26 protein-coding genes are annotated in these 24,142 nt (G+C 65.2%); 8 read left to right on the top strand and 18 right to left on the bottom strand.

All coding sequences use genetic code 11. The features are described 5' to 3' along the window. Positions 1-56: 56 nt before the first annotated feature. Positions 57-617, bottom strand: coding sequence for a nucleoside 2-deoxyribosyltransferase (locus ACTG4X_RS09230; protein ID WP_097199852.1), 561 nt, complete (start codon positions 615-617; stop codon positions 57-59). 202 nt (positions 618-819) lie between these two features. On the opposite strand from ACTG4X_RS09230, the gene ACTG4X_RS09225 reads away from it, so the two are divergent. Continuing rightward, entirely contained in the window at positions 820-1,179 is a 360-nt protein-coding gene (locus tag ACTG4X_RS09225) for an Atu4866 domain-containing protein (protein ID WP_256328808.1), read from the top strand. A 162-nt stretch (positions 1,180-1,341) separates the two neighbouring features. Continuing rightward, positions 1,342-2,100 (top strand): SDR family oxidoreductase, encoded by a 759-nt coding sequence (locus ACTG4X_RS09220; protein WP_093172261.1) that lies wholly within the window; start codon positions 1,342-1,344, stop codon positions 2,098-2,100. A 1-nt stretch (position 2,101) separates the two neighbouring features. On the opposite strand, the gene cynS is transcribed toward ACTG4X_RS09220, so the two are convergent. The 7 genes from cynS to ACTG4X_RS09185 all read right to left on the bottom strand — a co-directional run bounded on the left by cynS (position 2,102) and on the right by ACTG4X_RS09185 (position 8,282). Further along, positions 2,102-2,545 (bottom strand): cyanase, encoded by a 444-nt coding sequence (gene cynS, locus ACTG4X_RS09215; RefSeq protein WP_093049166.1) that lies wholly within the window; start codon positions 2,543-2,545, stop codon positions 2,102-2,104. Between the two features lie 40 nt (positions 2,546-2,585). After that, the gene (locus ACTG4X_RS09210; RefSeq protein ID WP_440533667.1) at positions 2,586-3,428 is read right to left on the bottom strand and encodes an ABC transporter ATP-binding protein; all 843 of its coding nucleotides are present in this window, start codon (positions 3,426-3,428) and stop codon (positions 2,586-2,588) included. Positions 3,429-3,459: 31 nt separating this feature from the next. Continuing rightward, positions 3,460-4,329, bottom strand: a complete 870-nt coding sequence (gene ntrB, locus ACTG4X_RS09205; RefSeq protein ID WP_440533666.1) for a nitrate ABC transporter permease — start codon at positions 4,327-4,329, stop codon at positions 3,460-3,462. A 3-nt stretch (positions 4,330-4,332) separates the two neighbouring features. Further along, positions 4,333-5,616: a CmpA/NrtA family ABC transporter substrate-binding protein gene (locus ACTG4X_RS09200; protein ID WP_440534376.1), complete on the bottom strand. Its 1,284-nt coding sequence runs from the start codon at positions 5,614-5,616 to the stop codon at positions 4,333-4,335. Positions 5,617-5,834: 218 nt separating this feature from the next. After that, complete coding sequence (locus ACTG4X_RS09195) at positions 5,835-6,503, bottom strand: response regulator transcription factor (protein WP_440534375.1); 669 nt, start codon at positions 6,501-6,503, stop codon at positions 5,835-5,837. 129 nt (positions 6,504-6,632) lie between these two features. Then, positions 6,633-7,811, bottom strand: a complete 1,179-nt coding sequence (locus tag ACTG4X_RS09190; protein ID WP_440533665.1) for a PAS domain S-box protein — start codon at positions 7,809-7,811, stop codon at positions 6,633-6,635. 45 nt (positions 7,812-7,856) lie between these two features. Next, entirely contained in the window at positions 7,857-8,282 is a 426-nt protein-coding gene (locus tag ACTG4X_RS09185; protein ID WP_097199855.1) for a nuclear transport factor 2 family protein, read from the bottom strand. Positions 8,283-8,368: 86 nt separating this feature from the next. Between ACTG4X_RS09185 and ACTG4X_RS09180 the strand changes: the two genes are divergently transcribed. Further along, entirely contained in the window at positions 8,369-8,980 is a 612-nt protein-coding gene (locus ACTG4X_RS09180; protein WP_440533664.1) for a TetR/AcrR family transcriptional regulator, read from the top strand. On the opposite strand, the gene ACTG4X_RS09175 is transcribed toward ACTG4X_RS09180, so the two are convergent. Next, complete coding sequence (locus ACTG4X_RS09175; RefSeq protein WP_440533663.1) at positions 8,958-10,619, bottom strand: L-lactate permease; 1,662 nt, start codon at positions 10,617-10,619, stop codon at positions 8,958-8,960. The genes ACTG4X_RS09180 and ACTG4X_RS09175 overlap by 23 nt on opposite strands. 120 nt (positions 10,620-10,739) lie before the next feature. On the opposite strand from ACTG4X_RS09175, the gene ACTG4X_RS09170 reads away from it, so the two are divergent. The 3 genes from ACTG4X_RS09170 to ACTG4X_RS09160 all read left to right on the top strand — a co-directional run bounded on the left by ACTG4X_RS09170 (position 10,740) and on the right by ACTG4X_RS09160 (position 14,372). Beyond that, positions 10,740-11,624, top strand: coding sequence for a LysR substrate-binding domain-containing protein (locus ACTG4X_RS09170; protein ID WP_440533662.1), 885 nt, complete (start codon positions 10,740-10,742; stop codon positions 11,622-11,624). A gap of 123 nt (positions 11,625-11,747) precedes the next feature. Continuing rightward, positions 11,748-12,905 (top strand): alpha-hydroxy acid oxidase, encoded by a 1,158-nt coding sequence (locus ACTG4X_RS09165; protein WP_093049139.1) that lies wholly within the window; start codon positions 11,748-11,750, stop codon positions 12,903-12,905. A gap of 132 nt (positions 12,906-13,037) precedes the next feature. After that, positions 13,038-14,372: an MFS family transporter gene (locus ACTG4X_RS09160; RefSeq protein WP_093050355.1), complete on the top strand. Its 1,335-nt coding sequence runs from the start codon at positions 13,038-13,040 to the stop codon at positions 14,370-14,372. Positions 14,373-14,390: 18 nt separating this feature from the next. Here the strand turns inward: ACTG4X_RS09160 and ACTG4X_RS09155 are convergent, their stop codons facing one another. The 8 genes from ACTG4X_RS09155 to ACTG4X_RS09120 form a co-directional block, all read right to left on the bottom strand. Further along, the gene (locus tag ACTG4X_RS09155; protein WP_093075688.1) at positions 14,391-14,831 is read right to left on the bottom strand and encodes a helix-turn-helix domain-containing protein; all 441 of its coding nucleotides are present in this window, start codon (positions 14,829-14,831) and stop codon (positions 14,391-14,393) included. A gap of 73 nt (positions 14,832-14,904) precedes the next feature. After that, the gene (locus ACTG4X_RS09150) at positions 14,905-15,234 is read right to left on the bottom strand and encodes an L-rhamnose mutarotase (RefSeq protein ID WP_093049134.1); all 330 of its coding nucleotides are present in this window, start codon (positions 15,232-15,234) and stop codon (positions 14,905-14,907) included. 29 nt (positions 15,235-15,263) lie between these two features. Further along, positions 15,264-16,040 carry an SDR family oxidoreductase gene (locus ACTG4X_RS09145; RefSeq protein ID WP_093049131.1) on the bottom strand — a complete coding sequence of 259 codons (777 nt, stop codon included), beginning with the start codon at positions 16,038-16,040 and terminating at the stop codon, positions 15,264-15,266. A gap of 18 nt (positions 16,041-16,058) precedes the next feature. Continuing rightward, positions 16,059-17,336 (bottom strand): L-fuconate dehydratase, encoded by a 1,278-nt coding sequence (locus tag ACTG4X_RS09140; protein WP_307613677.1) that lies wholly within the window; start codon positions 17,334-17,336, stop codon positions 16,059-16,061. Positions 17,337-17,356: 20 nt separating this feature from the next. Then, a complete protein-coding gene (locus tag ACTG4X_RS09135) occupies positions 17,357-18,310 on the bottom strand; it encodes an ABC transporter substrate-binding protein (RefSeq protein WP_097199861.1) in 954 nt (317 codons plus the stop codon). A 44-nt stretch (positions 18,311-18,354) separates the two neighbouring features. Further along, positions 18,355-19,380 carry an ABC transporter permease gene (locus ACTG4X_RS09130; protein WP_093049123.1) on the bottom strand — a complete coding sequence of 342 codons (1,026 nt, stop codon included), beginning with the start codon at positions 19,378-19,380 and terminating at the stop codon, positions 18,355-18,357. A gap of 16 nt (positions 19,381-19,396) precedes the next feature. Next, entirely contained in the window at positions 19,397-20,923 is a 1,527-nt protein-coding gene (locus tag ACTG4X_RS09125; protein ID WP_093075694.1) for a sugar ABC transporter ATP-binding protein, read from the bottom strand. A 12-nt stretch (positions 20,924-20,935) separates the two neighbouring features. Next, entirely contained in the window at positions 20,936-21,811 is an 876-nt protein-coding gene (locus ACTG4X_RS09120; protein ID WP_440533661.1) for an amidohydrolase family protein, read from the bottom strand. Positions 21,812-21,999: 188 nt separating this feature from the next. Here ACTG4X_RS09120 and ACTG4X_RS09115 point away from each other — a divergent pair, with 188 nt between their 5' ends. Then, entirely contained in the window at positions 22,000-22,779 is a 780-nt protein-coding gene (locus ACTG4X_RS09115; protein ID WP_093050352.1) for an IclR family transcriptional regulator, read from the top strand. Here the strand turns inward: ACTG4X_RS09115 and ACTG4X_RS09110 are convergent. Further along, positions 22,776-23,213: a helix-turn-helix domain-containing protein gene (locus ACTG4X_RS09110; protein ID WP_093049114.1), complete on the bottom strand. Its 438-nt coding sequence runs from the start codon at positions 23,211-23,213 to the stop codon at positions 22,776-22,778. The two genes, ACTG4X_RS09115 and ACTG4X_RS09110, sit on opposite strands and share 4 nt — an antisense overlap. 78 nt (positions 23,214-23,291) lie before the next feature. Here ACTG4X_RS09110 and ACTG4X_RS09105 point away from each other — a divergent pair, with 78 nt between their 5' ends. Further along, on the top strand, positions 23,292-24,140 hold the full coding sequence (locus ACTG4X_RS09105; RefSeq protein WP_440533660.1) for a class I SAM-dependent methyltransferase: 849 nt from the start codon (positions 23,292-23,294) through the stop codon (positions 24,138-24,140). Positions 24,141-24,142 lie beyond the last annotated feature (2 nt).

The raw sequence follows: 24,142 nt of genomic DNA, 5'->3' as shown, positions 1-24,142 counted from the left end.
GCGGTGCTCCGATTTGAAGGGAGCACCATCCTAGGTGCTGATGAACGGAGCTTCGATCAGGGGTTTCCAGCCTCTGTCGCGTGGCGGACAGCCAGTAGCGCGGCCATCTTCTTCAACGCAGCTTCCGGCGTCGGCTCGATGTGGATCGAGCAGGCCAGCATCAGGTTCAGCGGCTGGCCGAAGTCTTCGACCGCGATGCCGGTGCCGCTTTCGCGCAGCACGTCATTCGCGTCGACCTCGCACTGCAATGCCGCCCGCGCGCGGTCTGCATAGCTGCCTTCGGGCACGCCGTAGGCCACCACCGGAATCCCCAGCGCAATCGCCGCGCCAACTTCGAACACCGTGCCGGAATCGGGCTCCATGCCTCTGAAGCACTGGAGGTTGGCAACGACGCCGTCTGCGCTGCGAAGGCGCTGCATGTTGGCTTTGTAGATCTGCATTTCCGGGGCGTCGGAGGTTTGCTCCTCGTTGCCGTCGGCGGGTAGCAGTGCCGCGAGGCCGGCCGCATCGCACGCGGCAGTCAGCCGGATGAAGTGATCTCTCGCGTCGGGACGGAAGACGTCCGGGCCCGCCAGGTAGATGCGCGGGCGGGCCGGGATCTCGGGAGATTTGTCCATCGACGGAGCATCATCGATTTCCGAGCTCGGCTCAATCTCGGCAACATGGTGTGAAGCGACTTACCGATGGATGCATCAGGCGTACGGCACCAATCCCCGGCCTTCGGGGAATCAGGCAAGAAACTCGCATAAAGCGACTACCGCCCGACCCGCGCCTTTTTCAAGAATGGACGCTCCTTCCATTCACGACCCAAGGCGCACCATGAACACCGCACATCGCACCGGCGCAATCACCGCGCTCTCGCTGTCCCTCGCCATGGCCTCCGGGCCTTCGCAGGCCCAGGCGCAACGCCCCAGGCTGCTCGAAGACCCGAACCGCTACGTGGGCATGTGGGTGACACAAGACGGTCATATCCGCCACGAACTGCTTCCAAACGGCCGCTACGACGAAGCCCGCGGCACGCGCCAGAGCGCCTACCAGGGCCGCTACACGCTCACCGGCAATCACATCGACTACGTCGACGACACCGGCTTCACAGCGGACGGCGAGTTCCGCGAAGGCGTGCTGTACCACGCCGGCATGGTGCTCTACCGCGAAAGCAAAAGCACTACGCGGCGCTGAACGGCGGCCGGGTCGGCCTCGCGTTTTGCAGGATCAGGCAAAAACCACGTTCGATTCGGATACCACCTCAAGCACCTCGGAAGCGAAACTTCTTTCCATGCCCGGCTCACGCTCTTTTCTGTGTGAGCCCCACGGCAACCAGACCAGCACGAGGAGTTCTCCATGACCGCAATCCAGGAAAAAGTCGTTCTCATCACCGGCGCGAGCAGCGGCATCGGCGAAGCGACCGCGCGGCTGCTTGCGCGGCGCGGCGCCAAGGTGGTGCTCGGTGCGCGCCGCACCGACAGGCTCGCGGCACTCGTGGCCGAAATCGAGGCCACGGGCGGCACGGCGAGCTTCCAGCGGCTCGACGTGACGCACCGGCCCGACGTGGAAGCCTTTGCCGAATTCGCCCTCGAGACGCATGAGCAGATCGACGTGCTCGTCAACGCCGCGGGCGTGATGCCGATGTCGCCGCTGTGGAACCGCAAGATCGAGGAATGGGAACTCATGATCGATGTGAACCTGCGCGGCGTGCTGCTCGGCATCGCGGCCGTGCTGCCGACGATGCAGGAGCAGGGCTGGGGCCACATCGTGAACGTGGCGCCGGTGGCGATGCAGGGCGTGTCGCCCAACTCGGCCGTGTACCACGGCACGCAGTACGCGGTGAACGCGATCTCCGAGGGGCTACGGCAGGAGCATGCCGGCCGCCTGCACGTGACGGTGGTGAGCCCCGACGTGAACGGCCCGAGCGACCCGCTGGCCGAGCGCATCGCGGCCAGCTACGCCCGGGAACGCATGCGCACGAACCGGCGGCTTGCAGTGCCGGTGGATGCCGTGGCCCGGTCGATTGCCGGGGCCATCGAAGGCTACGGCATCACGGCCGGAGCGATGCGGCCGCCCGGCAGGCAGAAGCCGCATCCCTCCGTGTACGTCCAGTAATTCAATAGGTCTTGTACGGCAGGAACTTGCCCGACAGCACCACGTTGACGCGGTCGCCCTTCGGGTCGGCCTGGCGCTGGATGTCCATGCTGAAGTCGATGGCGCTCATGATGCCGTCGCCGAACTCTTCATGGATCAGCTCCTTGATGGTGGTGCCGTACACGCTCACCACCTCGTACCAGCGGTAGATGAGCGGATCGGTCGGCACGGGCGTGGGCAGCGAGCCCTTGTAGGGCACCACCTGCAGCCACTTCTGTTCCTCGACCGTGAGGCCGAAGATCTTGCCGATGACCTTGGCCTGCTTGTCGTCGAGCGTCATCTGGCCGAGGCAGGCGGCGGTGGTCCACTCTTTCGAGAGACCGACCTTCCTGGCCACGTCGGCCCACTGGATGCCCTTGCTCACCTTGACGGTGATGATTTTCTCGGTGACGTCGTTGCGGTTCATGCGGGTTTGCTCCTGATTGGATTGAAGAAAAGCGGAAGGCTCACGACGCCTTCGCGCGCGTGACGAGAAAGTCGACGATGTGATTGCGCAGCGCGTAGTAGCCGTCGAGGTGGTGCAGCGAGGCGCGCGTGCGCTCGCGCGGCAGCGGGTTGACTACCGTTTCGACGATGTTCCCCGCACGGTAGCCGCCCTGCGGCAGGTCGGCGCCATTGGTCATCAGCAGGATGCGGTCGGCCAGCAGGATGGCCTCGTCCACGTCGTGCGTGATCATGAAGACGGTCTGCTGCGTCTGCCGCACGATGGCCATCAATTCATCTTGAATGGTGCCGCGCGTGAGCGCATCGAGTGCGCCGAAGGGCTCGTCGAGCAGCAGCATCTTGGGCTGGATGGCAAAGGCACGCGCAATGCCCACGCGCTGCTTCATGCCGCCCGAAAGCTGCGACGGCTTCTTGTCAATGGCCGCCTGCAGGCCGACCATGGCAACGAAGCGCTCCACCTGTGCATCGACCTGTGCGGCCGACCAGTCGGGCCAGCGCGAAACCACGGCGAACGCGATGTTCTTGCGCACGGTGAGCCACGGCATGAGCGCATGGCTCTGGAACACCACGCCGCGCTCCAGGCTGGGGCCCGCCACCTCGCGCCCGTCCATGAAGACGTGGCCTGCGCTAGCCTGGTCGAGGCCTGCCAGCACGTTGAGGATGGTGGTCTTGCCGCAGCCCGAGTGGCCGATGATGCAGACGAATTCGCCACGGTCGAGGGTGAACGACACGTCCGCGAACACAGGCCGTGTTGACACAAAGGCCTTGGCGAGCCCTTCGATGCGCAGGAAGCCGCGGGCGCCTGGCGCCTCCACGGCGGCAGTGGGTGCAACGGGTTGAGTCATGACTTCGCCTTGGGTCGCAAGATCGGTGCGCTCACTCCACATACGTCACCTTCCGCTGCAGGCCCGCGAAGGCCTGGTCGAGCAGCATGCCCACGACACCGATCAGCAAGATCGCGAAGATCACGTTGGTGAGCGACAGGTTGTTCCACTCGTTCCACACGAAGTAGCCGATGCCCGTGCCGCCCACCAGCATCTCGGCCGCCACGATGACAAGCCACGCAATGCTCATGCTGATGCGCATGCCCGTGAGGATGGTCGGCGCTGCCGCCGGCAAGATCACGCGGAACGCGCGGCGCAGCGGCTTCACCTCGAGCGTGCTGGCCACGTTGAGCCATTCGCGCTTGACCGAGGCCACGCCGAAGGCCGTGTTCAGCAGCATCGGCCACACCGAGCAGATGAAGATCACGAAGATGCCGCTGACCGACGAGTCCTTGATGGTGTAGAGCGCCAGCGGCATCCACGCCAGCGGCGAGATCGGCTTGAGCACCTGTATGAACGGATCGAATGCCTTGTGCAGCAGCGGCGACATGCCGATGACGAAGCCCAGCGGCACGGCAACCAGGCACGCCAACGCAAAGCCCAACCCCACGCGTGCCAGCGAATAGGCCAACTGGATGGCAATGCCCTTGTCGTTGGGCCCGTTGTCATAGAACGGATTCGACAGGTGCTTCCACGCGGTGGCGCCCATCTCGGCCGGCGTGGGAAAGCCCGAACTCTTCACCTGGCCCTGCGTCGGGTCCTTGCCAAGCATCTTCTGGTATTCGATCTGCTCGGCTGTCATGCCAGTCGCGGCGGAGACACCGGTGATCGGTGCGGTCGCCAGCTGCCACACGCCGACCAGCAGCAGGAACATCAGCAGCGACACCAGCGCCGCCTTGAACGAGAGGGCCTTCTTCGGCATGGCTCAGGCCATCTTCGCAATGGCGAAGCTCTTGACGTAGTCGTCGGGCTTCGCCGGATCGAACACCTTGCCCATGATCGTGAACTTGGGGTAGGCGCCATCGGGCACGGCCTGGCCCAGGTCCTTCATGCGCTTCTTCGCGTCGGTGAGCAGGAAGACTTTTTCGGCGATCTGCTTGTAGTTGATGTCGCCTTTCACGTAGCCCCAGCGCTTCATCTGCGTGAGCATCCAAACGGCCATCGACTGCCAGGGAATAGGGTCGAAGTCGGCCCGGTCGGGCACGGTGCGGATGTTGCCCAGCCCGTCGGCAAACTTGCCGGTGAGCACCTGCATGAGCACGGTCTCGGGCTGGTTCAGGTACTGCGCGGGCGCGATCACCTTCGCGATGAGCTCGCGGTTCTTCGGGTCGCGCGCCATGGCCGATGCGGTGAGCACCGAGCGCACCAGCGCGGCGAAGGTGTTGGGGTTCTTCTCGATGAACTCGGTCGAGGAGCCGAAGGCGCAGCACGGGTGGCCGTTCCACAGCTCTTTGGTGAGCAGGTGGATGAAGCCGATTTCCTCGAACACGGCGCGCTGGTTGAACGGGTCGGGGCCGAGGTAGCCGTCGATGTTGCCGGCGCGCAGGTTGGCCACCATCTCGGGCGGCGGCACCACGCGGATCTGGATGTCGGTGTCGGGGTTCAGGCCCGCTTCCGCCACGTAGTAGCGCAGCAGGAAGTTGTGCATGCTGTACTCGAAGGGCACGGCGAACTTCATGCCCTTCCAGGTTTTCGGGTCACGCTTGTCCTTGTGCTTGTTGGCCAGGGTGATGGCCTGGCCGTTGGTGTTCTGGATGGTCGCGACGTTCATGGGCACCGCGTTGGAGCCCGCGCCCATCGAAATGGCCAGCGGCATGGGCGACAGGAAGTGCGTGGCGTCGTACTCCTTGTTGAGCATCTTGTCGCGGATGAGCGCCCAGCCCGCCGTCTTCACCACTTCCACGTCGAGGCCCTGCTTCTGATAGAAGCCCAGCGGGTGCGCCATGATGAGCGGCGTGGCGCAGGTGATTGGAATGAAGCCGATCTTGAGCCTGGTCTTCTCGAGCGGCGCTTTCTCCTGCGCCATGGCCTGCAGCGCGCCGAGCGGAAATACCGAGGCGATGGCGGCGCGCGCGGTGTTGGCGCCAACGGCGCGCAGGAAGCCGCGCCGCACGCTGTCGACAGGGAACAGCGCCTTCATGAGGCTGGCTTCGAGCTTGTCTTCTGGCCGCACACCCGCGCCGTGCACGCGCCCGCAGGCGCAGCGCATCTTCAGTGGCCGGTCGGCATCGTAGGGATCGCAGGCGGTCTGTTCGCGCGGGCTGGACATGGTGGTGCACCTCGTTGGAAAGATGCAGCAGCCGTTGCAAGCGCCGGGCCGGAAATGCGCCGCAACTCCCTTTCGACGCGTTGCGGCTCCAGATCGTGCCGCCGATGTCGAGGCCTTGTAGGGCTGGCACTACAAGCCGGTGCACACCGGCCGTGTTTTCAGCCAGTCGCACCCTGCTTGCCGTGGCGTTCGGCATACAGGGCCAGTTCCACGTCGTTCTTGGTGCCGGTCTTTTCGAGGATGCGCGCGCGGTAGGTGCTCACGGTGTTGGGCGCCAGGCCCAGCTGCGCACCGATTTCGCTCACGCTGTGCCCGGCGCTGAGCAGGCGGTACACCTGATGCTCGCGGTGCGAGAGCATTTCGGCGCCCTGCCCGGCGCCACGGCCCACGGCGGTGGCCAGTGCCTCGGCCGTGGCCGCCGACACATACAACCCACCGGCCGCCACCTTGCGCACCGCACCGACCATGTCGTCGGCGTCGGCGCTCTTATTGAGATAGCCCGAGGCGCCGAGCTTGATGCAGCGTACGGCGTACTGCTTCTCGGGGTACGTGCTGAGCATCAGCACCGGGAGCGTGGGCCACTGCTTGCGCAGGGCCTGCAGCACGTCGAGGCCGTCGCGGCCCGGCAATGCGATGTCGAGCAGGACCACGTCGAGGCCTTCCTGGCCTCCGAGCGCCTGTACCATTTCCAGCACTTCGGGGCCTGTTTGCGCCTCGGCACGGACGGTCATTGCGGGCAGGCCGTTGGAGAGGTCGCCGAGCATCTGCTTGAGGCCCTCTCGCACGATGCGGTGGTCGTCGGCTATCAGTACGCGGATGTCGGTCATCTCATTGGTCCGTGTTTTCTTGTCCTTGTTCGGGGTGCGTGCGGATGACACCGGGTGCTCCCCTCCGCGATGTTTCCCCGTCGGCATGATCGCGCCCCGAACCGACGCAGCAGATCGAAAGACAGGGGCTCATGGCAGCGGCAAGTGCAGACAGAAGGTACTGCCCTCACCCACCCGGCTTTCGATGTCGACGCGCCCGCCGAAGTGGCGTGCACGTTCCCGCATGCCGAGCACGCCATAGGAAGTGGCAGCCTCGAAGGCCTGCGCCGGTGCGCCGACACCGTCGTCGCGCACGCTGATGCTCAGTTGCTCTTGTTCGACACCGATGCGGATCTCGAGACTGCGCGCCCGCGCATGCCGGCCGACATTACTCAGCATCTCCTGGAAGATGCGAAACACCGCAATGGCAGCGGGCTCGGGCAGCTCCACGCCAAGCGGCACGTCGAAGCGCCAATCCAGTTCGAGCTCCGCCGCCTGCACGAACTCGTGCGCCTGCCATTCGAGCGCGGCCCACAGGCCCTGATGGTCGAGGATGCTGGGACGCAGGTCGGTGATGATGCGCCCCACGTTGTCTACCGCGCGTTCGATGAGCTGGCTCATGTTCGTGCACTTGCAGCGCATCTGGTCGCGCATGGCTTGTGCCGCGTCGGGCGTGCGCTCCTGCTGTTCGCCCAGGCGCTTGCCGATCCAGTTGACGTCCATCTTCAGCGCCACCAGCAGGCTTCCGAGCTCGTCGTGCACCTCGCGCGCGATGCGGGTTCGCTCGTCCTCGCGCACCTTGTCGAGCCAGGCAGAGAGTTCACGCAGCTGCACCAGCGCGTCGCTGAGCTCACGGGTGCGCTCCTGCACGCGCAGGCCGAGTTCGTCCTTTGCCTGCTGCAAGGCCTCGGCCTGGCGGCGGCGTTCGGTGATGTCGACGAAGGTGATGACGGCGCCGCGCACCTGAGCGCCATCCATGATGGGGTGGCTCGAATATTCGACCGCGAAGGCGGTGCCGTCGCGGCGCCAGAACACCTCGGTGTCGATGCGGCACGGCAGGCCGCGTCTGAAGGCGTTGAAGATGGGGCAGTCGGTGTCGGCGTAGTGCGAACCGTCGGGGTGCGAGTGGTGCGTGAGCTCGTGCATGTTCGAACCGAGCACGTCGCGCACCTCGTAGCCGAGCATCTGCGCGCCGGCCCGGTTGATGAACATGCAATGACCGTCGAGGTCGATGCCGAAGATGCCCTCGCCCGTCGACTCAAGCAGCAGGCCTAGCTGGTGCTGCCAGAGCGGGTGGCTGGCGGTCGGGTTCAGTACGGGCGTCTCCATGCACCAAAAGCAAGCAACAGCCGTGCCCGAAGCACCCCGGCCGGGTCAGGTGCGCGCCCAGTGGAACTTTCGATCCGCCTCCTTGATGGGCTGGTCGTTGATGCTCGCAAAGCGCCTTTGCATCAGGCCGTTCTCCGCGAACTCCCAGTTCTCGTTGCCGTGGCTGCGATACCACTGGCCCGCGTCGTCATGCCATTCGTACTCGAAGCGCACCGCGATGCGGTTGTCCATGAAGGCCCATAGCTGCTTCTTCAGCCGGTAGTCGAGCTCGCGCACCCACTTGCGCGACAAGAATTCGACCACCTGCTCGCGGCCATTGACGAACTCGGCGCGGTTGCGCCATTCGGTGTCGGGCGTGTAGGCCAGGCTCACGCGCACGGGGTCGCGCGAGTTCCAGGCGTCTTCGGCAGCCTGGACTTTCCTGGTGGCCGACTCAAGGGTGAAGGGCGGCAGCGGCGGGCGGGATTCCATGAGGGTCTTTCGTTGAAGTGGTGAAGGGGAATGCGCCGCAATGTGCCACATGTAGACAGACCTGTCTACATGCCTACAATCGCGGCATGGACATCTCCATCATCTCTGCGCTGCCTGCGCGCGAGCGCATCCTTCTCACCGCGCACGACCTCTTCTATGCCGACGGCATTCGCGCCACCGGCATCGACCGCGTCATTGCCGCGTCGGGCGTCACCAAGGTCACCTTCTACCGGCACTTTCCTTCGAAAGACGATCTGGTGCGAGCCTTTCTCGACCACCGGCACGGGCGATGGATGGCATGGTTCATCGATGCGCTGGGCCGGCGTGGCGCGCAGCAGCGCATCGGCGATGCACAGGCGCTGGAGATGCTGGCCGACGTGATGGCCGAGTGGTTTGCCGACCCGGTGTTCCGCGGCTGCGCGTTCATCAACTCGGTGGTGGAAGTGGGCACGAGCGTGGCCGGTGCCAGCGACATCGCGCGCGAGCACAAGCGCGAGATGGTCGAGGTGATTGCCGGGCTGTTGCCCGATGGACCGCAACGCACGGCCATCGCACAAGCAGCCGCGCTGGGCGTCGATGGCGCCATCGTCAAGGCGCAGATGGGCGACGCCGCACTCGCGCGCGAAGCGGTCGACGACCTGCGCCGCTTGCTTCAGGCGCTGACAGCCGCGCTCGTCACTTCACGACCATCAGCGTGAACGGCCACACATAAGCCTGCAAGGTCACGTAGAAGCCCACGAGGCAGGCCAGCGCGATGGAGTGGAAGAAGACGTAGCGAAGGATCTCGCCTTCGTGGTTGAACCAGCGCGTGGCGGTGGAGGCAACCACGATCGACTGTGCATCGATCATCTTGCCCATCACGCCGCCCGAGCTGTTGGCCGCGCCCATCAGGTTCGGGCTCAGGCCCAGCTGGTCGGCCGCCACCTTCTGCATGCCGCCGAAGAGCACGTTCGACGCCGTGTCGGAGCCCGTGAGCGCCACGCCCAGCCAGCCCATCAGCGTGCCGAAGAACGGGTAGAACATGCCGGTGTTGGCAAAGGCCAGCCCCAGCGTGGTGTCCAGCCCCGAGTAGCGCGTGAGCGTGCCCAGCGCGAGCATCAGCATGATGGTGAGCAGCGAGAACTTCACCAGCCACAGCGTGCGACCATAGGCGGCCACGAGCTGGATGGGGTTGTACTTCATCACCAGCCCGCCCACGATGGCCGACACCAGGATGCCGGTGCCCGTGGCCGAGAGCAGCAGCAGCTGGTACACCGCACCCTCCTTCGTCGGCTTGGGCACCACGGGCGCCACCTTCTCGATCATGTTGTGCAGCCCGTCGATGGGGAAGTTGGGCGCGAAGATGCCGTTGAGCCAGGTCTTCACCACAGGCAGGCCCCAGATGAACACGAACACGGTGAGGATGAGCCACGGCGTCCAGGCGCGGATCACGGCGGCGCTCGAATGCTTCGCGGGCGCAACGGCCGGGCCGGCGTCGCCGCCGTCGGTTTCGTGCCCCTTGAGCGACACCGAGGTCCAGATCTTCTTAGGCTTCCACACGCGCAGGAACAGCACCAGGCAAACCATCGACACGATGGCTGCGATGATGTCCACCAGCTCGGGACCGATGTAGTTCGACACCAGGAACTGCGGAATCGCAAAGGACACGCCCGTCACCAGGATGGCCGGCCACACCTCCATCATTCCCTTGCGCCCCGCGAAGGCCCAGATGAGCCAGAACGGCACCAGCAGCGAGAAGAACGGCAGTTGCCGCCCGATCATCGCGGTGACCGCCATCAGGTCGTAGCCGTGCACCTTGGCCAGCGTGATGACCGGTGTGCCCAGCGCGCCGAAGGCCACCGGCGCCGTGTTGGCAATGAGCGAGAGTCCCGAGGCCGCGAGCGGCGAGAAGCCCAGCCCGATGAGAATGGCCGCCGTGACCGCCACCGGCGTGCCGAAGCCGGCCGCACCCTCGAAGAAGGCGCCGAAGGCAAAGGCGATGAGCAGCAGCTGCAGGCGCCTGTCTTCCGTGATGCCGGCAATGGAGTCCTGCAGTATCTGGAAGCTGCCGTTCTGCTGCGTGAGCTGCTGCAGGAAGATGATGTTCAGCACGATCCAGCCGATGGGCAGCAGGCCGGTGATGCCGCCCAGAAAGGCCGCCTTGCCCGCCATGTCGGCCGGCATGCCGAAAGCGAACACCGCGATGACCACCGCACTCAGCAGGCCGAGCCCCGCCGCGTAGTGCGCCTTGACGTGAAGCAACCCGAGGCATACCAGCATCACCACCACCGGTATCGCGGCCAGTGCCGTCGATACGATCATGTTGCCGAACGGGTTGTAAACCTGTTGCCAGACCATGCGCTTGTCTCCTCTTTGTTGGAATCTTTTTGAGTCGGCAACACGAGGCGGGAATGGTCCTGCCACGAGCGGCCGAAAGCGTTCGCTACCATCCTAACCCGCTCCCCTCGCCAGCAAAAGATGGTTTCTCCGCGTCTCCCCTCGACCCAGGGCCTGCAGGCCTTCGAGGCCGTTGCACGCCTGCGCAGCGTGAACCTCGCCGCCGAAGAGCTCAGCGTGACGCCCAGCGCGGTGAGCCACCGCATCCGCCAGCTCGAACTGCTGCTGGGGCTGAAGTTCTTCGTGGGCAACGATTTCAGCCTCAGCGCCGACGGCATGGTCTACCTGGCGCGCGTGCGCGAGGCCATTGCGGCGCTGCAGCAGGTGCCGGGCCGCGAGCCCGAGTCGCAGGTGCGGCGGCTGCGCGTGGCGGTCACGCCGACCTTCTCGCGGCAGATGCTGCTGCCGCGGCTCGCGCGGTTTCGCGACGCGTACCCGAACATCGAGCTGATGCTGCAGGTGACCATGCCGGTGCGCAACGTCACGGTCGAAGAGGCCGACATCGAGTTGCGCTTCGGCACCGGGCCCTTTCACGATCGCGAGTTTGTCCAACTGCTGGCCGACGAGGTCTCGCCGGTGTGCAGCCCCGCCTACCTGAAGCGCCACGGCCCCTTCGACGGCTTTGCCACCGATGCCGAGGTGTCTCGCGCGCAGTTGCTGCGCACGCCGCTGGAGTCGTGGCGCACCTGGTTCAAGGCCTGCGGCGTGGGCCTGCCCGAGCCGGCCACGGGCCACCAGTTCAACGACCTCGGGCTGGCGCTCGACGCGGCGGCTGAAGATTTCGGCGTGGTGCTGATGCACCTGCGGCTGGGCAGCGCCTGGCTGGACAACGGGCGGCTGGTGCGGCTGTCGCCGCGCAGCGTGCCCTCGCCGAACGCCTACTTCCTGTGCTGGCGGCCCGGCGCCATGGAGCGCTGGGAGTGCGCGACCTTCGTCGAGTGGCTGCGCGAGGCCCTGCGCAAGTGAAGCGACCGATCTGAATTTTTTTCAGTTGCGAGCCCGGCTTTTTTCAGATGGCGCACCGGAGCGCCTGCCGATAATGGCCGGTTCGCCTTCGTCAACCCACAAGAACCAGCCAGGAGACAGCCCGTGTCCGACCTTTCCAAGATCACCAGCATCGAAGACCTGCGGGTGATCGCCAAGCGGCGTGTGCCGAAGATGTTCTACGACTACGCCGACTCCGGCGCCTGGACCGAGGGCACCTACCGCGCCAACGAGAGCGACTTCCAGAAGATCAAGCTGCGCCAGCGCGTGGCCGTAAACATGGAAGGCCGCTCCACCCGCACCACCATGGTCGGCCAGGAGGCCGCAATGCCCGTGGCCATTGCGCCCACCGGCCTCACCGGCATGCAGCACGCCGACGGCGAAATCCTCGGTGCGCGCGCGGCCAAGGCCTTCGGCATTCCGTTCACGCTGTCGACCATGAGCATCTGCTCGCTCGAAGACATTGCCGAAGGCACCGACCGCCATCCCTTCTGGTTCCAGCTCTACGTGATGAAGGACCGCGACTTCATCGAACGCCTCATCGAGCGCGCCAAGGCCGCCAACGTCACAGCCCTGCAGCTCACGCTCGACCTGCAGATCCTCGGCCAGCGCCACAAGGACATCAAGAACGGTCTCACGGCACCGCCCAAGCCCACCATCAAGAACCTGATCAACCTGGCCACCAAGCCGCGCTGGTGCATGGGCATGCTGGGCACCAAGCGCCGCACCTTCGGCAACATCGCGGGCCATGCCAAGGGCGTGAAAGACCTGTCGTCGCTGTCGTCGTGGACCGCCGAGCAGTTCGACCCCGCGCTGAGCTGGGCCGATGTCGAATGGATCAAGAAGCTCTGGGGCGGCAAGCTCATCCTCAAGGGCATCATGGACGTGGAAGACGCGCGCCTTGCAGCCTCGAGCGGCGCCGATGCGCTCATCGTGTCGAACCACGGCGGCCGGCAGCTCGACGGCGCGCCATCATCCATCGCGGCGCTGCCCGCCATCGTCGACGCGGTGGGCACCGAGATCGAGGTGTGGATGGACGGCGGCATCCGCAGCGGGCAGGACGTGCTCAAGGCCCGCGCGCTGGGCGCACGCGGCACCATGATCGGCCGCAGCTTCCTGTATGGCCTGGGCGCCTACGGGCAAGAGGGCGTAACGCGCGCGCTGCAGCTCATCCACAAGGAGCTCGACATCACGATGGCTTTCTGCGGCCGCACGAACATCGACGAAGTCGATTCGAGCATCCTGCTGCCGGGTACGTTCTAGGCTTGCCTGAAGGCCTCCCGAAGGCCACTTCGGGGGTAGGCCGATGCGGCGTTGACCGACACGCCGCAGCCTCTTGCCGGCGCAGAATGTTTTGGCAACAACAACATTGCCTGCACGGCACAAGAAGGCACCATGAGCGCAGTCACGCCTGTTCCGGGAGGCCCAGCGGCCTCTGCTTCGCCACTCCCGCACTACACGGCAGAAGAAAAGCGCCACCGCGTCTTCGCGATCATGGCGGCCTCTTCCGGCAACCTGGTCGAGTGGTTCGACTTCTATGTGTATGCGTTCTCGGCGCTGTACTTCGCGCCGGCCTTCTTTCCCAAATCGGACCCCACCGCCCAGTTGCTGAACACCGCCGGCGTGTTCGCGGCCGGCTTCCTGATGCGGCCCATCGGCGGCTGGCTCTTCGGCCGCGTGGCCGACCGGCTGGGGCGCAAGACGTCGATGCTGATCTCGGTGACGATGATGTGCGCCGGCTCGCTCGTCATCGCGTGCCTGCCGACTTACGCGCAGATCGGCGCGTGGGCGCCCTTCCTGCTGCTGATCTGCCGCCTGTTCCAGGGGCTGTCGGTCGGCGGCGAATACGGCACCACCGCCACCTACATGAGCGAGGTGGCACTGCGCGGCCAGCGCGGCTTCTTCTCGTCATTCCAGTACGTCACGCTGATCGGCGGGCAACTGCTCGCGGTGCTGGTGATCGTGGTGCTCGAACAGCTGCTGACCGAGGCCGAACTCAAGGCCTGGGGCTGGCGTGTTCCGTTCGTCATCGGCGCCATCGCAGCGGTTGTCGCGCTGCTGCTGCGCCGCACGCTGCATGAAACGCAGACCGACGAAGCCAAGAAGAACAAGGAGGCCGGCAGCATGGCCGGCCTGTTCAGGCATCACACGCCCGCTTTTCTCACGGTGCTGGGCTACACGGCCGGCGGCTCTCTGATCTTCTACACCTTCACCACGTACATGCAGAAATACCTGGTGAACACGGTGCACCTGCCCATCAAGACCGCAAGCTATGTGATGACCGGGGCGCTGTTCGCCTACATGTGCATGCAGCCGGTGTTCGGCGCGCTGTCGGACCGCATCGGGCGGCGCAACAACATGCTGCTGTTCGGCGGGCTCGGCGCGCTGACGACCGTGCCAATTCTTACTGCGCTGCAGCACACGACGAGCCCGGTGATGGCCTTCGTGCTGATCATCGTGGCGCTGGCCATCGTGAGCTTCTACACGTCGATCAGCGGGATCGTGAAGGCGGAGATGTTCCCGCCTGAAGTACGGGCGCTGGGCGTAGGGCTGGCCTATGCCGTGGCCAACGCGATCTTCGGTGGCTCGGCGGAATACGTGGCGCTGGGACTCAAGTCACTGGGACACGAGTCGGCATTCTTCTGGTACGTGAGCGCGATGATGGTGATCGCGTTCCTGGTGAGCCTGCGCCTGCCGAGGCAAGCGAGCTACCTTCATCACGATCACTGAACCAACACTGGCGGCTGGCTACTCGGCTTCCAGACGCTGCGCCACTTCGTGCTTGCTCAGCCCGCGCACCGAAGCAAGGTTCTCGAGTTGCGCTGCCCTGGGCCGGGCCTTGCCCTGTTCCCAGTGGTAGATCGTCTGGCCCGACACGCCCACCAGCTTTCCATAAGACGCGGCGGAAATACCCAGCTTCGTGCGATGCGCAGCCAGGCGCCCGGCACTGAAGCGGCGCTTGGTTCCGCCTTCATCCGACTCGTCGGGTTCGCTCGCGCGTGCGCTGCGGGCCGTGCCTTTGGCAACGTTGCGCAGTTCCTTCTCCAGCGAACTCACCTGGCGGCGCAGTGCCGCTATGGCCGCGCGGTGATGAACCGATGCCTTCTTGAGGGTTTCCATTTCTGCGCGGACTTCCTTGCGGGCGACGCGCGAGATTTCAGATTTAAGGATGGATGCAATGTTTGGCATGCCGGCATTGTGCCCAGCAAATGTAAACACGGGACAAGAATGTCAAATCTTGGATCAAATTTGAATCTTTTGATTACAAAGCGAAGATCCGCGTCATTGCGACCCACTTCTCCCCTTCAGGCGTCCAGGGCGTGGGCGCCTGGAACTTCCACATCAGTTCTTCCCACTCCCTGATCTTTGGATTGCTCCGCGTGGCAAGCGCCATGGCATCGGCGTTGTAGCAGGCATCGTCCGTCTCCATCAGCATCACCATCCGCGTACCGAGCCGGTAGATTTCCATGGCCGTTATGCCGTGCGCATTCAGGTGCTCGCGCACCTCGGGCCAGATGCTGCGGTGATAAGCCTCGTACTCGGCGATCAATACAGGGTCGTCTTTCAAATCGAGGGCCAGGAAATGGCGCATGGCTTGTTCCGATCAAAGCAGGGAATCAATCAGGTCAGCGCCCGATCCAGATGCGTATATCCGCCGTCCACAAACACCCATTGCCCGGTGGTGTGCGCGGCACGCTCCGACAGCAGGAACACGACGTTGTCCGCAACTTCCTGCGGCGTCGTCATGCGGCGGCCAAGCGGGATCTTGTCGGTGATCTCCGCGAGCTTGCGATCGGGCTCGTCGAACGCGGAGATCCAGCGCTGGTACAGCGGCGTCATCACCTCGGCCGGGATCACCGCGTTCACGCGAACGCCGTCCTCCAGCAATGAAGCAGCCCACTCACGCGTCAGCGACAGTTGCCCGCCCTTGGCTGCCGTGTAGCCGCTGGTGTTGCCCTGCCCCGTTATCGCTGTCTTCGATGAGATGTTGACGATGGCACCGTGGCTGGCCTTCAAGTGCGGCAGGCAGTAGTGCGCCATCACGTAGCAATGGACGAGGTTGCGTTCGAGTGAACGTACGAAGGCCTCGCGTCCCGCCTCCAGCCCCACGCTGTCGTTCACACCTGCGTTGTTGACCAGGCCATCGATGCGACCGAACTCGGCGGCGGTATCGGCAATGGCCTTGGCACAAGCGGTTTCTTCCATCAGCTCGAACTGGAAGAACCGCGCACGCGGCTGCAGCGAACGCAATGCCTCTTCAAAAGGCGCTTCGAGCGGATTCTTCCCGCAGATCACAGGCACCGCGCCCTCCTGTGCCAGCGTCATCGAAATGGCCGCACCGATTCCGCTGCCGCCACCGGTAACGATCACCACCTTGTCCTTCAGATTCAGGTCCATGCTGTGCAGTGCCTTTCCTTATCCACGAAAGAGGTATTTCTCCAGCGACTCCGGCTTCATCGTGATCGAGAAGCCCGCGCCCTTCGGCGGCATGTAGGCCGCATTGCGAATCTCGCAGGGCTCGACGAAGTGCTCGTGCAGGTGGTCGACGTACTCGACCACGCGGCCTTCGCGCGTGCCCGAGATGCAGAGGTAGTCGATCATCGACAGGTGCTGCACGTACTCGCACAGCCCCACTCCCCCTGCATGCGGGCACACGGGCAGTTTGTACTTCGCGGCCATCAGCATCACCGCAAGAATCTCGTTCACGCCGCCTAGCCTGCACGCGTCGATCTGCACCACGTCGATGCCGCCGCGCATGATGAACTGCTTGAACATGATGCGGTTCTGGCACATCTCGCCCGTGGCCACTTTCACCGGTGCGATGCCCTCGCGAATCTTGCGGTGGCCCTCCACGTCGTCGGGGCTGGTGGGTTCCTCGATGAACCACGGCTTGGCAAACGCCAGCTGGCGCACCCAGTCGATGGCCTGGCCCACTTCCCACACTTGGTTGGCGTCGATCATCAGGTGCCGCTCGGGCCCGAGCACCTCGCGCGCCACGCGCAGGCGGCGGATGTCGTCCTGCAGGTCGCGCCCCACCTTCAGCTTGATGTGGTTGAAGCCCGCATCCACAGCCTCTTGCGCGAGACGCCGCAGCTTCTCGTCGGAGTAGCCCAGCCAGCCGGCCGATGTGGTGTAGCAGGGGTAGCCCTCGGCCTGCAGCGTGGCGATGCGTTCGGCCTTGCCAACGGCCGCCGCGCGCAGCAGGGCCAGTGCCTCGTCCGGCGCGATGCAGTCGGTGATGTAGCGGAAGTCGATGCATCGCACCAGCTCCTCGGGGCTCATGTCGGCTACCAGCTGCCACACGGGCTTGCCTTCGGACTTGGCCCACAGGTCCCACATCGCGTTGACCACCGCGCCGGTCGCAAGATGAATCGCGCCCTTGTCGGGGCCGATCCAGCGCAGCTGGCTGTCCGATGTCACGTGCCGCCAGAAGCGGCCCATGTCCTCGGCCACCCACGCCAGGTCGAGCCCCACGACCAGATGCCGCATCGCCTCGATGGCCGCGCAGCAGATCTCGTTGCCGCGGCCGATGGTGAAGGTGAGGCCGTGGCCTTCGAGCCCCGGCTGGTCGGTTTCGAGCACGACGTATGCCGCCGAATAGTCCGGGTCGGGGTTCATCGCATCGGAGCCGTCCAGATGCTGCGAGGTGGGAAAGCGCACGTCGAGCACGCGCATGGATCGGACGATGGTCATGGGACTTTGCGGGCGAGCGATCAGTCGTACAGCACCGAGGCGATCTTCGGATCGGCGATGTTGGTTTTGTCGTACCAGAAGAACCCGGTGTCGACCACCTTGGGCAGCTTCTCGCCCTTGATCGCCTTCACGGCCATTTCGACGGTCTTGTAGCCCATGCCCACGGGGTTCTGCGTGATGGCGCCGGCCATGCTGCCGTCCATGATGGCGTTCTTCTGCTGCTTGCCGGAGTCGTAGCCGATGATCACGACCTTGCCGTTGCGCTTCATCTCCTTCACGCCGTTGACCACGCCGATGGCAGAGCCTTCATTGGCGCCGAAGATGCCCTTGAGGTTGGGCGAGGCTTGCAATATCGACTTGGTGATCTCGGTCGACTTCAGCTGGTCGCCGCCGCCGTACTGCACGCTCACGATCTTGATGTTCGGGTAGGTCGACTTGATGCGGTTCACGAAGCCGTCGCGCCGGTCGACGCCCGTGCGGCTGGTCTGGTCGTGCACCACCAGCGCGACTTCGCCGCTCTTGCCGATCAGCTCGGCCATCTTGTCGGCTGCGAGCGCGGCGGCAGCCTTGTTGTCGGTGGTCGTGGTGGTCACGGGAATGTCGCTGTCCACGCCCGAGTCGAATGCCACCACCGGGATCTTCGCGGCCTGCGCCTTCTTCAGCAGCGGAATGGCCGCCTGGCTGTCGAGCGCGGCAAAGCCGATGGCCTGCGGCTTCTTGGCGAGCGCGGCAGAAAGCATGTCGATCTGCTTGTCGACCATGGCCTCGGTCTCGGGGCCTTCGAAGGTGACCTTGACCTTGTAGTCTTTCGCAGCCTGCTCGGCGCCCGACTTCACGGCCTGCCAGAACTGGTGCTGGAAGCCCTTGGACACGAGCGGGATGTAGACCTCTTGCGTCTGTGCCTGCGCGATGCCGGCAAGGCCGATGAGCGCCGCGCCCAGCGTGCACGCAACGGCTGTTCTTCTCTGGATCATGCGAAGTCTCCTGTGGTTGTAGAACGAAACGAAATCGAGGGGAATCAATGCGTCTTGCTGCCGCGGCGGCGCAGGATGTCGGCATACACGGCCAGGATGATGATCACGCCCGTGACCACCGTCTGCCACTCTTGCGCAACCGAAAGAATGCGCAGGCCGTTGGTGAGCACGCTCATGATGAAGGCGCCGATGATCGTGCCGACGATGGTGCCGGTACCGCCGCTGAGCGACGTGCCGCCGATGACCACGGCCGCGATGGCGTCGAGTTCGTAGCCCTGCCCCAGCGCGGGCTGCGCCGAGTTCAGGCGCGAGGCAATCAACAGCCCCGCAATGCCGCAGATGCCACCGCTCACCGTGTACACCACGATCTTCCAGAAGTCGGTGTTCACGCCCGAAAGGCGCACCGCTTCTTCATTGCTGCCGAGCGCGAAGGTGTAGCGGCCCAGGATGGTCTTGTTGAGCACGATGCTCGCGGCCACCGCCACCAGGAACAGGATCAGCACCGCATTTGGAATCGGCAGCGCCGGAATGAAGTAGCCGATGAGCGAGTCTTGCGAGATCGCCGGAAAGTCCGGCGTGTCGTTGAAGTAGATCGGCTTGGTGCCCGAGATCACCAATGACAAGCCCTTGAGCAGCATCATCATGCCCAGCGTCGCGATGAAGGGCGGTATCTTGAGCTTGGCGATCAGCACGCCAGAGACAAAGCCTGCCAGCGCCCCGAAGAGAATCGCGGCCGCAATGCCGAGTGCGAGCGGCATGCCCATGTAGGTGAGCACCACGCCGGCCATGACGGCGCAGAAGGTCATCAGCGTGCCAACCGACAAATCGATGCCCGCGGTGATGATGACGAAGGTGCAGGCAATGGCCAGCACGCCGTTCACCGCTGTCGACTGCAGGATGCTCACGAGGTTGTCGGCCTGCAGAAACTGCGGTGACGCGACGCTGAAGAACACCATCAGCGCGACGAGGCTGGCAAAGGCCAGCAGCTTCTGCCTGGTGGCGGGGCGAAAAAGCCGTGCCCTCAGCGAGAAGCCGGGCGTGACAGCGGTGGTGGCGGTGGGGGTCGTCAAAGGGTGTCTCCAATCGTCATGCGGTGGCGGCAGCAGCAGCGGTGGTTTCACGCCGGGTGGCGAGCTGCATGATCTTTTCCTGCGAGGCTTCGCGCGCCGGCAGCTCGCCGGTGATGCGGCCTTCGCACATCACAAGCACGCGGTGGCTCATGCGCAATATCTCGGGCAGCTCCGAAGAGATGATCACGATGGCCTTGCCCTGCGCGGCAAGCTCGTTGAGCAGGCGGTATATCTCGGCCTTGGCGCCCACGTCGATGCCGCGCGTGGGCTCGTCGAAGAAGAGCACGCCGCAGTCGCGCAGCAGCCACTTGGCGATCACGATCTTCTGCTGGTTGCCGCCCGACAGCAGCCGCACCTGCTGGCGCACCGAAGGCGTCTTGATGCTGAGCTGCTTCACGTAGCGCTCGCCCGCCGCCTCGATGGCGCCCTGGTCGATGAACAGGCCCATCGACAGGAACTTCTTCATGCTCGGCAGCGCGATGTTGGTTTCCACGTCCATGCCGGTGGCCAGGCCGAAGTGCTTGCGGTCTTCCGACAGGTAGCCGATGCCGTGGGCCACCGCGTCCTCGGGCGACTTGATCGACACCTTCTTGCCGTGCACGAAGACCTCGCCCGCGTCGATACGGTCGGCGCCGAACACCGCGCGCGCCAGCTCGGTGCGGCCCGCGCCCATCAGGCCCGCAAAGCCGAGGATCTCGCCGCGGCGCAGCATGAAGCTCGCGTTGCGCACCATCGTTCCGCGGCAGATGCCCCTGGCCTCGAGCACGATCTCGTTGCCCGAGGTGTCGGGCATGTCGGTTTCCACTTCCGCGAGCTGGCGGCCCACCATCATGGCGATGAGCGAATCCATCGGCGTTTCGGCCATAGGCACGGTGGCGATGTACTGGCCGTCGCGCATCACGGTCACGCGGTCGGCGATGCGCTTGAGCTCGTCCATCTTGTGCGAGATGTAGACGATGGCCACGCCCCGCGACTTCAGCCGGCCGATGATGCGGAACAGGTCGGCCACCTCTTCGTTGTTCAGCGCGGCGGTGGGCTCGTCCATGATGAGCACGCGTGAGTCGAACGACAGCGCCTTGGCGATCTCCACCATCTGCTGCTTGGCCACCGTGAGCTCACCGACCGGCGTGCGCGGGTCGAGCCGCAGGTTCATGCGCTCGAAGATGCGTTGCGTCTCGGCGCACATGGCTTCTTCGTCGATGAAGAGGCCGAAGCGCCCGCGCGGCTCGCGGCCGATGAAGATGTTCTGCGCGGCGCTCAGGTGGTTCATCAGGTTGAGCTCCTGATGGATGATGCCGATGCCCAGGGCCTGCGCAGCGCGCGGGCTCGCGATGTCCACGGGCTGGCCGTCGAGCAGCACCTCGCCGGAGTCCTTGCGGTACACGCCCGCCAGCACCTTCATCAGCGTGGACTTGCCCGCGCCGTTCTCGCCCATGAGCGCATGCACCTCACCGGGCAGCAGATCGAACTGCGCCTTGTCGAGCGCGCGCACGCCGGCGAAAGACTTGCTCAGGTCGCGAAGGGTGACGATGGGTTGCGTCATGAACTTTCCCTGTCAGTGCAACGGCAGGTCGTAGAAGCGCTGCGCGGTGCCGTGCCACACGCTGGCCTGCTCGCTCGGCGAAAGGCTGCCGATGCAGGCCTCGCTCACTGCGACCCAGCCCGCGTAGTTGCCGGCCAATGTGAGCACAGGCCAGTCGCTGCCCCACATCAGGCGATCGGGCCCGAACACGTCGAGCAGGTGCTCCCACACCGGGCGCACGGCGCGCACGGCCGCATCGACGTCGCCGTGCGTGGACGGCGGAGCCTCACCCCACAGCCCCGAGAACTTGCAGCACACCTGCGGCAGTGCCGCGACCGCTGCAATGCTCTTGCGCCATCGCTCGAAGTCTTCGCTGCCGTGCGCGCCGACGGGTGGCTTGGCCCCATGGTCGACCACCACCGGCAGCTCCGGCCATTGCTTCAGGAAGCGCAGCAGCGGCGGCAAGTGCCGTTGCTTCACCAGCGCATCGAAGCGCAGGCCGAACCGCAGCAAGGTGCGCAGCGCATCAGGACGCGGCCGGTGCGCGATCCAGTCGTCGTCGGGCAGGTCTTGCAGCATCGGCCGCACGCCCTTGAACCTGGGGTGCCGCGCCATCCGCTCCAGCGAAGCGACGGCACCGGGCCGGCTCAGGTCGACCCAGCCGACCACGCCGCCGATGACGTCGTGCGCCGTGGCCAGGTCGAGCATGAAGTCGGTTTCGGCCTTCGATTCGGCGGCCTGCACCAGCACGGTCCGGCCCACGCCGTGAGCCTGCAGCAGCGGCGCGAGGTCTTCGGGCAGGAAGTCGCGCACCAGCGGGGCCAGCGTCGGCACGCTCGCGCTCAACCACGTGTAGTCGCCGCGTGCGGGCCGCCAGAAATGCTGGTGCGAGTCGATGCGCTGGATCATGTCGGGTCGCGGGCAGCGGTATGCTGCCGAACGCCTTGCCTCTCTAGTCCATGTGTGAACAGAGTATTTACATACGAACTTTTAGCGTCAAGCGCACTTCATGAGTGCTTACCCGTAGAACGAAACTTGCAAAAAGCGATGTCTGCTGTTGAAATTCATCAGTGAACAAATCGATTCAAACCGACATCCTGAGCAAGCCCGCCGAAGACCCTGAGCGCTACCGCGCGCCCGCGCTGGACAAGGGCCTGGACATCCTCGAACTGCTGGCCGACCAGCCCGAGGGCCTGACGCGCGGCGAGATCGTGAAGGCGCTCGACCGCGGCCCGAGCGAGATCTACCGCATGCTCGAACGGCTGGTGGCGCGGCAGTACGTGCTGCGTTCGCTCGCGGGCGACCGCTACAGCCTGAGCCTGAAGATGTTCGACCTGGCGCACCGCTACCCACCGAACCACAGGCTGGTCACGCAGGCGCTTCCGGTGATGGACCGCTACGTGAAGGAGGCCGAGCAGTCGTGCCACCTGGGCGTGTACGACCGGGGCAACGTTCAGATCGTGGCGCAGGTCAACAGCCCGGCGGCGAGCAACATGACAGTGCGGCCCGGCACACGCGTGAACCTGCTCGACACCGGTTCAGGCCAGGTGCTGCTGGCCTGCGAATCGGACGAGCGGCGCAAGCAGATGGTGGCCGAGCACGTGGCGCTCGACGGCGAGGTGCAGATACCGCCCGACGAGCTGGAGCACATGCTCGAAGCCGTCCGCGCCACCGGCTACCGGCAGCGCGAGAGCATGCAGTACTTCGGCGTGATAGACATCTCGTGCCCCATCCTCGGCCCGCACGGGCATGCGCTGGCGGTGCTCACCACGCCGTACATCCGGCGCATCGACCGCCATGCGATTCCGTCGCTGGACCGCGCGCGCGAACTGATGCTGCAGGCTGCGCGCGACCTTTCGCTGCTCGCGAACGCCTAGTTCCCGGGAGGCTTGGGCGCCTTCTTCTTTCGCCCGCCGATAGCCCCGGACGCCGCAGCCCCGAGGATGCGGCGAAAGGTGGGGCATTCCATGTGACTGGGCGCGCGGCACACAGCAGCGTGCCGCAGGCCGTCGCGCATGGCGCTCAGGCTGCGGATCGTCCTGTCGAGTTCTTCCGCCTTGGCTGTGAGCATCAACCGGTCGATGCGCGGCTGCCCGTTGGGCCCGAACATGCGCGCGATCTCGTCCAGAGAGAAGCCGGCGGCGCGCCCCAGCGCAATGAGTGCGAGCCGCTCCAGCACGCCCGCATCGAACAGGCGGCGCAGGCCTTGCCTTCCGGTCGAGGCGATCAGCCCCTTCTCGTCGTAATAGCGCAGCGTCGAGGCGGGCACGCCGGAGCGCTGCGCAACCTCGCCGATATCCAGATGTTTCATTACCCTCTTGACCTCAAGCCGACTTGAACTTGCATAGTGCGGTTTCCGCCTCATGAAGGCAAGCCAAAGGAAACGACCATGGACGACACCACCCCGCAGGCCGGCGACGAACAGGCAAGGCTCTGGAACGGCTCGGCCGGACGCGCCTGGGTCGACACGCAGGCAACGCTCGACCGCCTGTTCCAGCCCTTCGAAGACCTGCTCGTCGAGGCTGCGTCCACCCGACCGGGAAGCCGCGTGCTCGACGTGGGCTGCGGCACCGGCAGCACCACGCTCGCATTCGCACGGCTGCACGGCGCCGAAGGCGGTTGCGTCGGCATCGACATCTCGGAGCCGATGATTGCCGTCGCCCGCAGCCGCGCCGAGCGCGAAGGCTCGCCGGCAAGCTTCATCTGCGCCAACGCGCAGACCCACGCCTTCGAGCCCGCGAGCTTCGACAGCATCATGTCGCGCTTCGGCGTGATGTTCTTCGACGACCCCGTGCGGGCCTTTGCCAACCTGCGGACTGCCGCAAGGGACAACGCCGAGCTACGCTTAATTGCCTGGCGCAGTGCGGCAGAAAACCCGTTCATGACCACCGCCGAGCGTGCCGCCGCGCCGCTGCTGCCGAACCTCCCCGCCCGCCGGCCGGATGCGCCCGGCCAGTTCGCCTTCGGCGACAAGCGCCGGGTCCACGCCATCCTCGAAGAGAGCGGCTGGGCCGACATCGACATCCAGCCCATCGACGTGCCCTGCACCATGCACGAGAAGGAACTGCCCGGCTACCTGAGCCGGCTCGGCCCTGTCGGCAATGTGCTTCAGCAGGCGGACGAGCACGTGCGTGCACAGGTAATCGACACGGTGCGTGCCGCCTTCGAGCCTTTTGTGCATGGTGACGAAGTGCGCCTGACCACGGCTTGCTGGACGGTCGTTGCACGCGCACCTTGAAA

It is taken from the genome of Variovorax sp. YR566 (assembly GCF_051992195.1).
GTDB lineage: Bacteria > Pseudomonadota > Gammaproteobacteria > Burkholderiales > Burkholderiaceae_C > Variovorax.
Note: the sequence above shows the minus strand (reverse complement) of the source record. Positions and strands in the feature narration are given on the sequence as shown.

Excerpts from the sequence above, each read along its gene's own strand:
- ACTG4X_RS09230 (WP_097199852.1), bottom strand. The coding sequence starts at position 617 with ATGGACAAATCTCCCGAGATCCCGGCCCGCCCGCGCATCTACCTGGCG.
- ACTG4X_RS09225 (WP_256328808.1), top strand. The coding sequence starts at position 820 with ATGAACACCGCACATCGCACCGGCGCAATCACCGCGCTCTCGCTGTCC.
- ACTG4X_RS09220 (WP_093172261.1), top strand. The coding sequence starts at position 1,342 with ATGACCGCAATCCAGGAAAAAGTCGTTCTCATCACCGGCGCGAGCAGC.
- cynS (WP_093049166.1), bottom strand. The coding sequence starts at position 2,545 with ATGAACCGCAACGACGTCACCGAGAAAATCATCACCGTCAAGGTGAGC.
- ACTG4X_RS09210 (WP_440533667.1), bottom strand. The coding sequence starts at position 3,428 with ATGACTCAACCCGTTGCACCCACTGCCGCCGTGGAGGCGCCAGGCGCC.
- ntrB (WP_440533666.1), bottom strand. The coding sequence starts at position 4,329 with ATGCCGAAGAAGGCCCTCTCGTTCAAGGCGGCGCTGGTGTCGCTGCTG.
- ACTG4X_RS09200 (WP_440534376.1), bottom strand. The coding sequence starts at position 5,616 with ATGCGCTGCGCCTGCGGGCGCGTGCACGGCGCGGGTGTGCGGCCAGAA.
- ACTG4X_RS09195 (WP_440534375.1), bottom strand. The coding sequence starts at position 6,503 with ATGACCGACATCCGCGTACTGATAGCCGACGACCACCGCATCGTGCGA.
- ACTG4X_RS09190 (WP_440533665.1), bottom strand. The coding sequence starts at position 7,811 with ATGGAGACGCCCGTACTGAACCCGACCGCCAGCCACCCGCTCTGGCAG.
- ACTG4X_RS09185 (WP_097199855.1), bottom strand. The coding sequence starts at position 8,282 with ATGGAATCCCGCCCGCCGCTGCCGCCCTTCACCCTTGAGTCGGCCACC.
- ACTG4X_RS09180 (WP_440533664.1), top strand. The coding sequence starts at position 8,369 with ATGGACATCTCCATCATCTCTGCGCTGCCTGCGCGCGAGCGCATCCTT.
- ACTG4X_RS09175 (WP_440533663.1), bottom strand. The coding sequence starts at position 10,619 with ATGGTCTGGCAACAGGTTTACAACCCGTTCGGCAACATGATCGTATCG.
- ACTG4X_RS09170 (WP_440533662.1), top strand. The coding sequence starts at position 10,740 with ATGGTTTCTCCGCGTCTCCCCTCGACCCAGGGCCTGCAGGCCTTCGAG.
- ACTG4X_RS09160 (WP_093050355.1), top strand. The coding sequence starts at position 13,038 with ATGAGCGCAGTCACGCCTGTTCCGGGAGGCCCAGCGGCCTCTGCTTCG.
- ACTG4X_RS09155 (WP_093075688.1), bottom strand. The coding sequence starts at position 14,831 with ATGCCAAACATTGCATCCATCCTTAAATCTGAAATCTCGCGCGTCGCC.
- ACTG4X_RS09150 (WP_093049134.1), bottom strand. The coding sequence starts at position 15,234 with ATGCGCCATTTCCTGGCCCTCGATTTGAAAGACGACCCTGTATTGATC.
- ACTG4X_RS09145 (WP_093049131.1), bottom strand. The coding sequence starts at position 16,040 with ATGGACCTGAATCTGAAGGACAAGGTGGTGATCGTTACCGGTGGCGGC.
- ACTG4X_RS09140 (WP_307613677.1), bottom strand. The coding sequence starts at position 17,336 with ATGACCATCGTCCGATCCATGCGCGTGCTCGACGTGCGCTTTCCCACC.
- ACTG4X_RS09135 (WP_097199861.1), bottom strand. The coding sequence starts at position 18,310 with ATGATCCAGAGAAGAACAGCCGTTGCGTGCACGCTGGGCGCGGCGCTC.
- ACTG4X_RS09125 (WP_093075694.1), bottom strand. The coding sequence starts at position 20,923 with ATGACGCAACCCATCGTCACCCTTCGCGACCTGAGCAAGTCTTTCGCC.
- ACTG4X_RS09120 (WP_440533661.1), bottom strand. The coding sequence starts at position 21,811 with ATGATCCAGCGCATCGACTCGCACCAGCATTTCTGGCGGCCCGCACGC.
- ACTG4X_RS09110 (WP_093049114.1), bottom strand. The coding sequence starts at position 23,213 with ATGAAACATCTGGATATCGGCGAGGTTGCGCAGCGCTCCGGCGTGCCC.
- ACTG4X_RS09105 (WP_440533660.1), top strand. The coding sequence starts at position 23,292 with ATGGACGACACCACCCCGCAGGCCGGCGACGAACAGGCAAGGCTCTGG.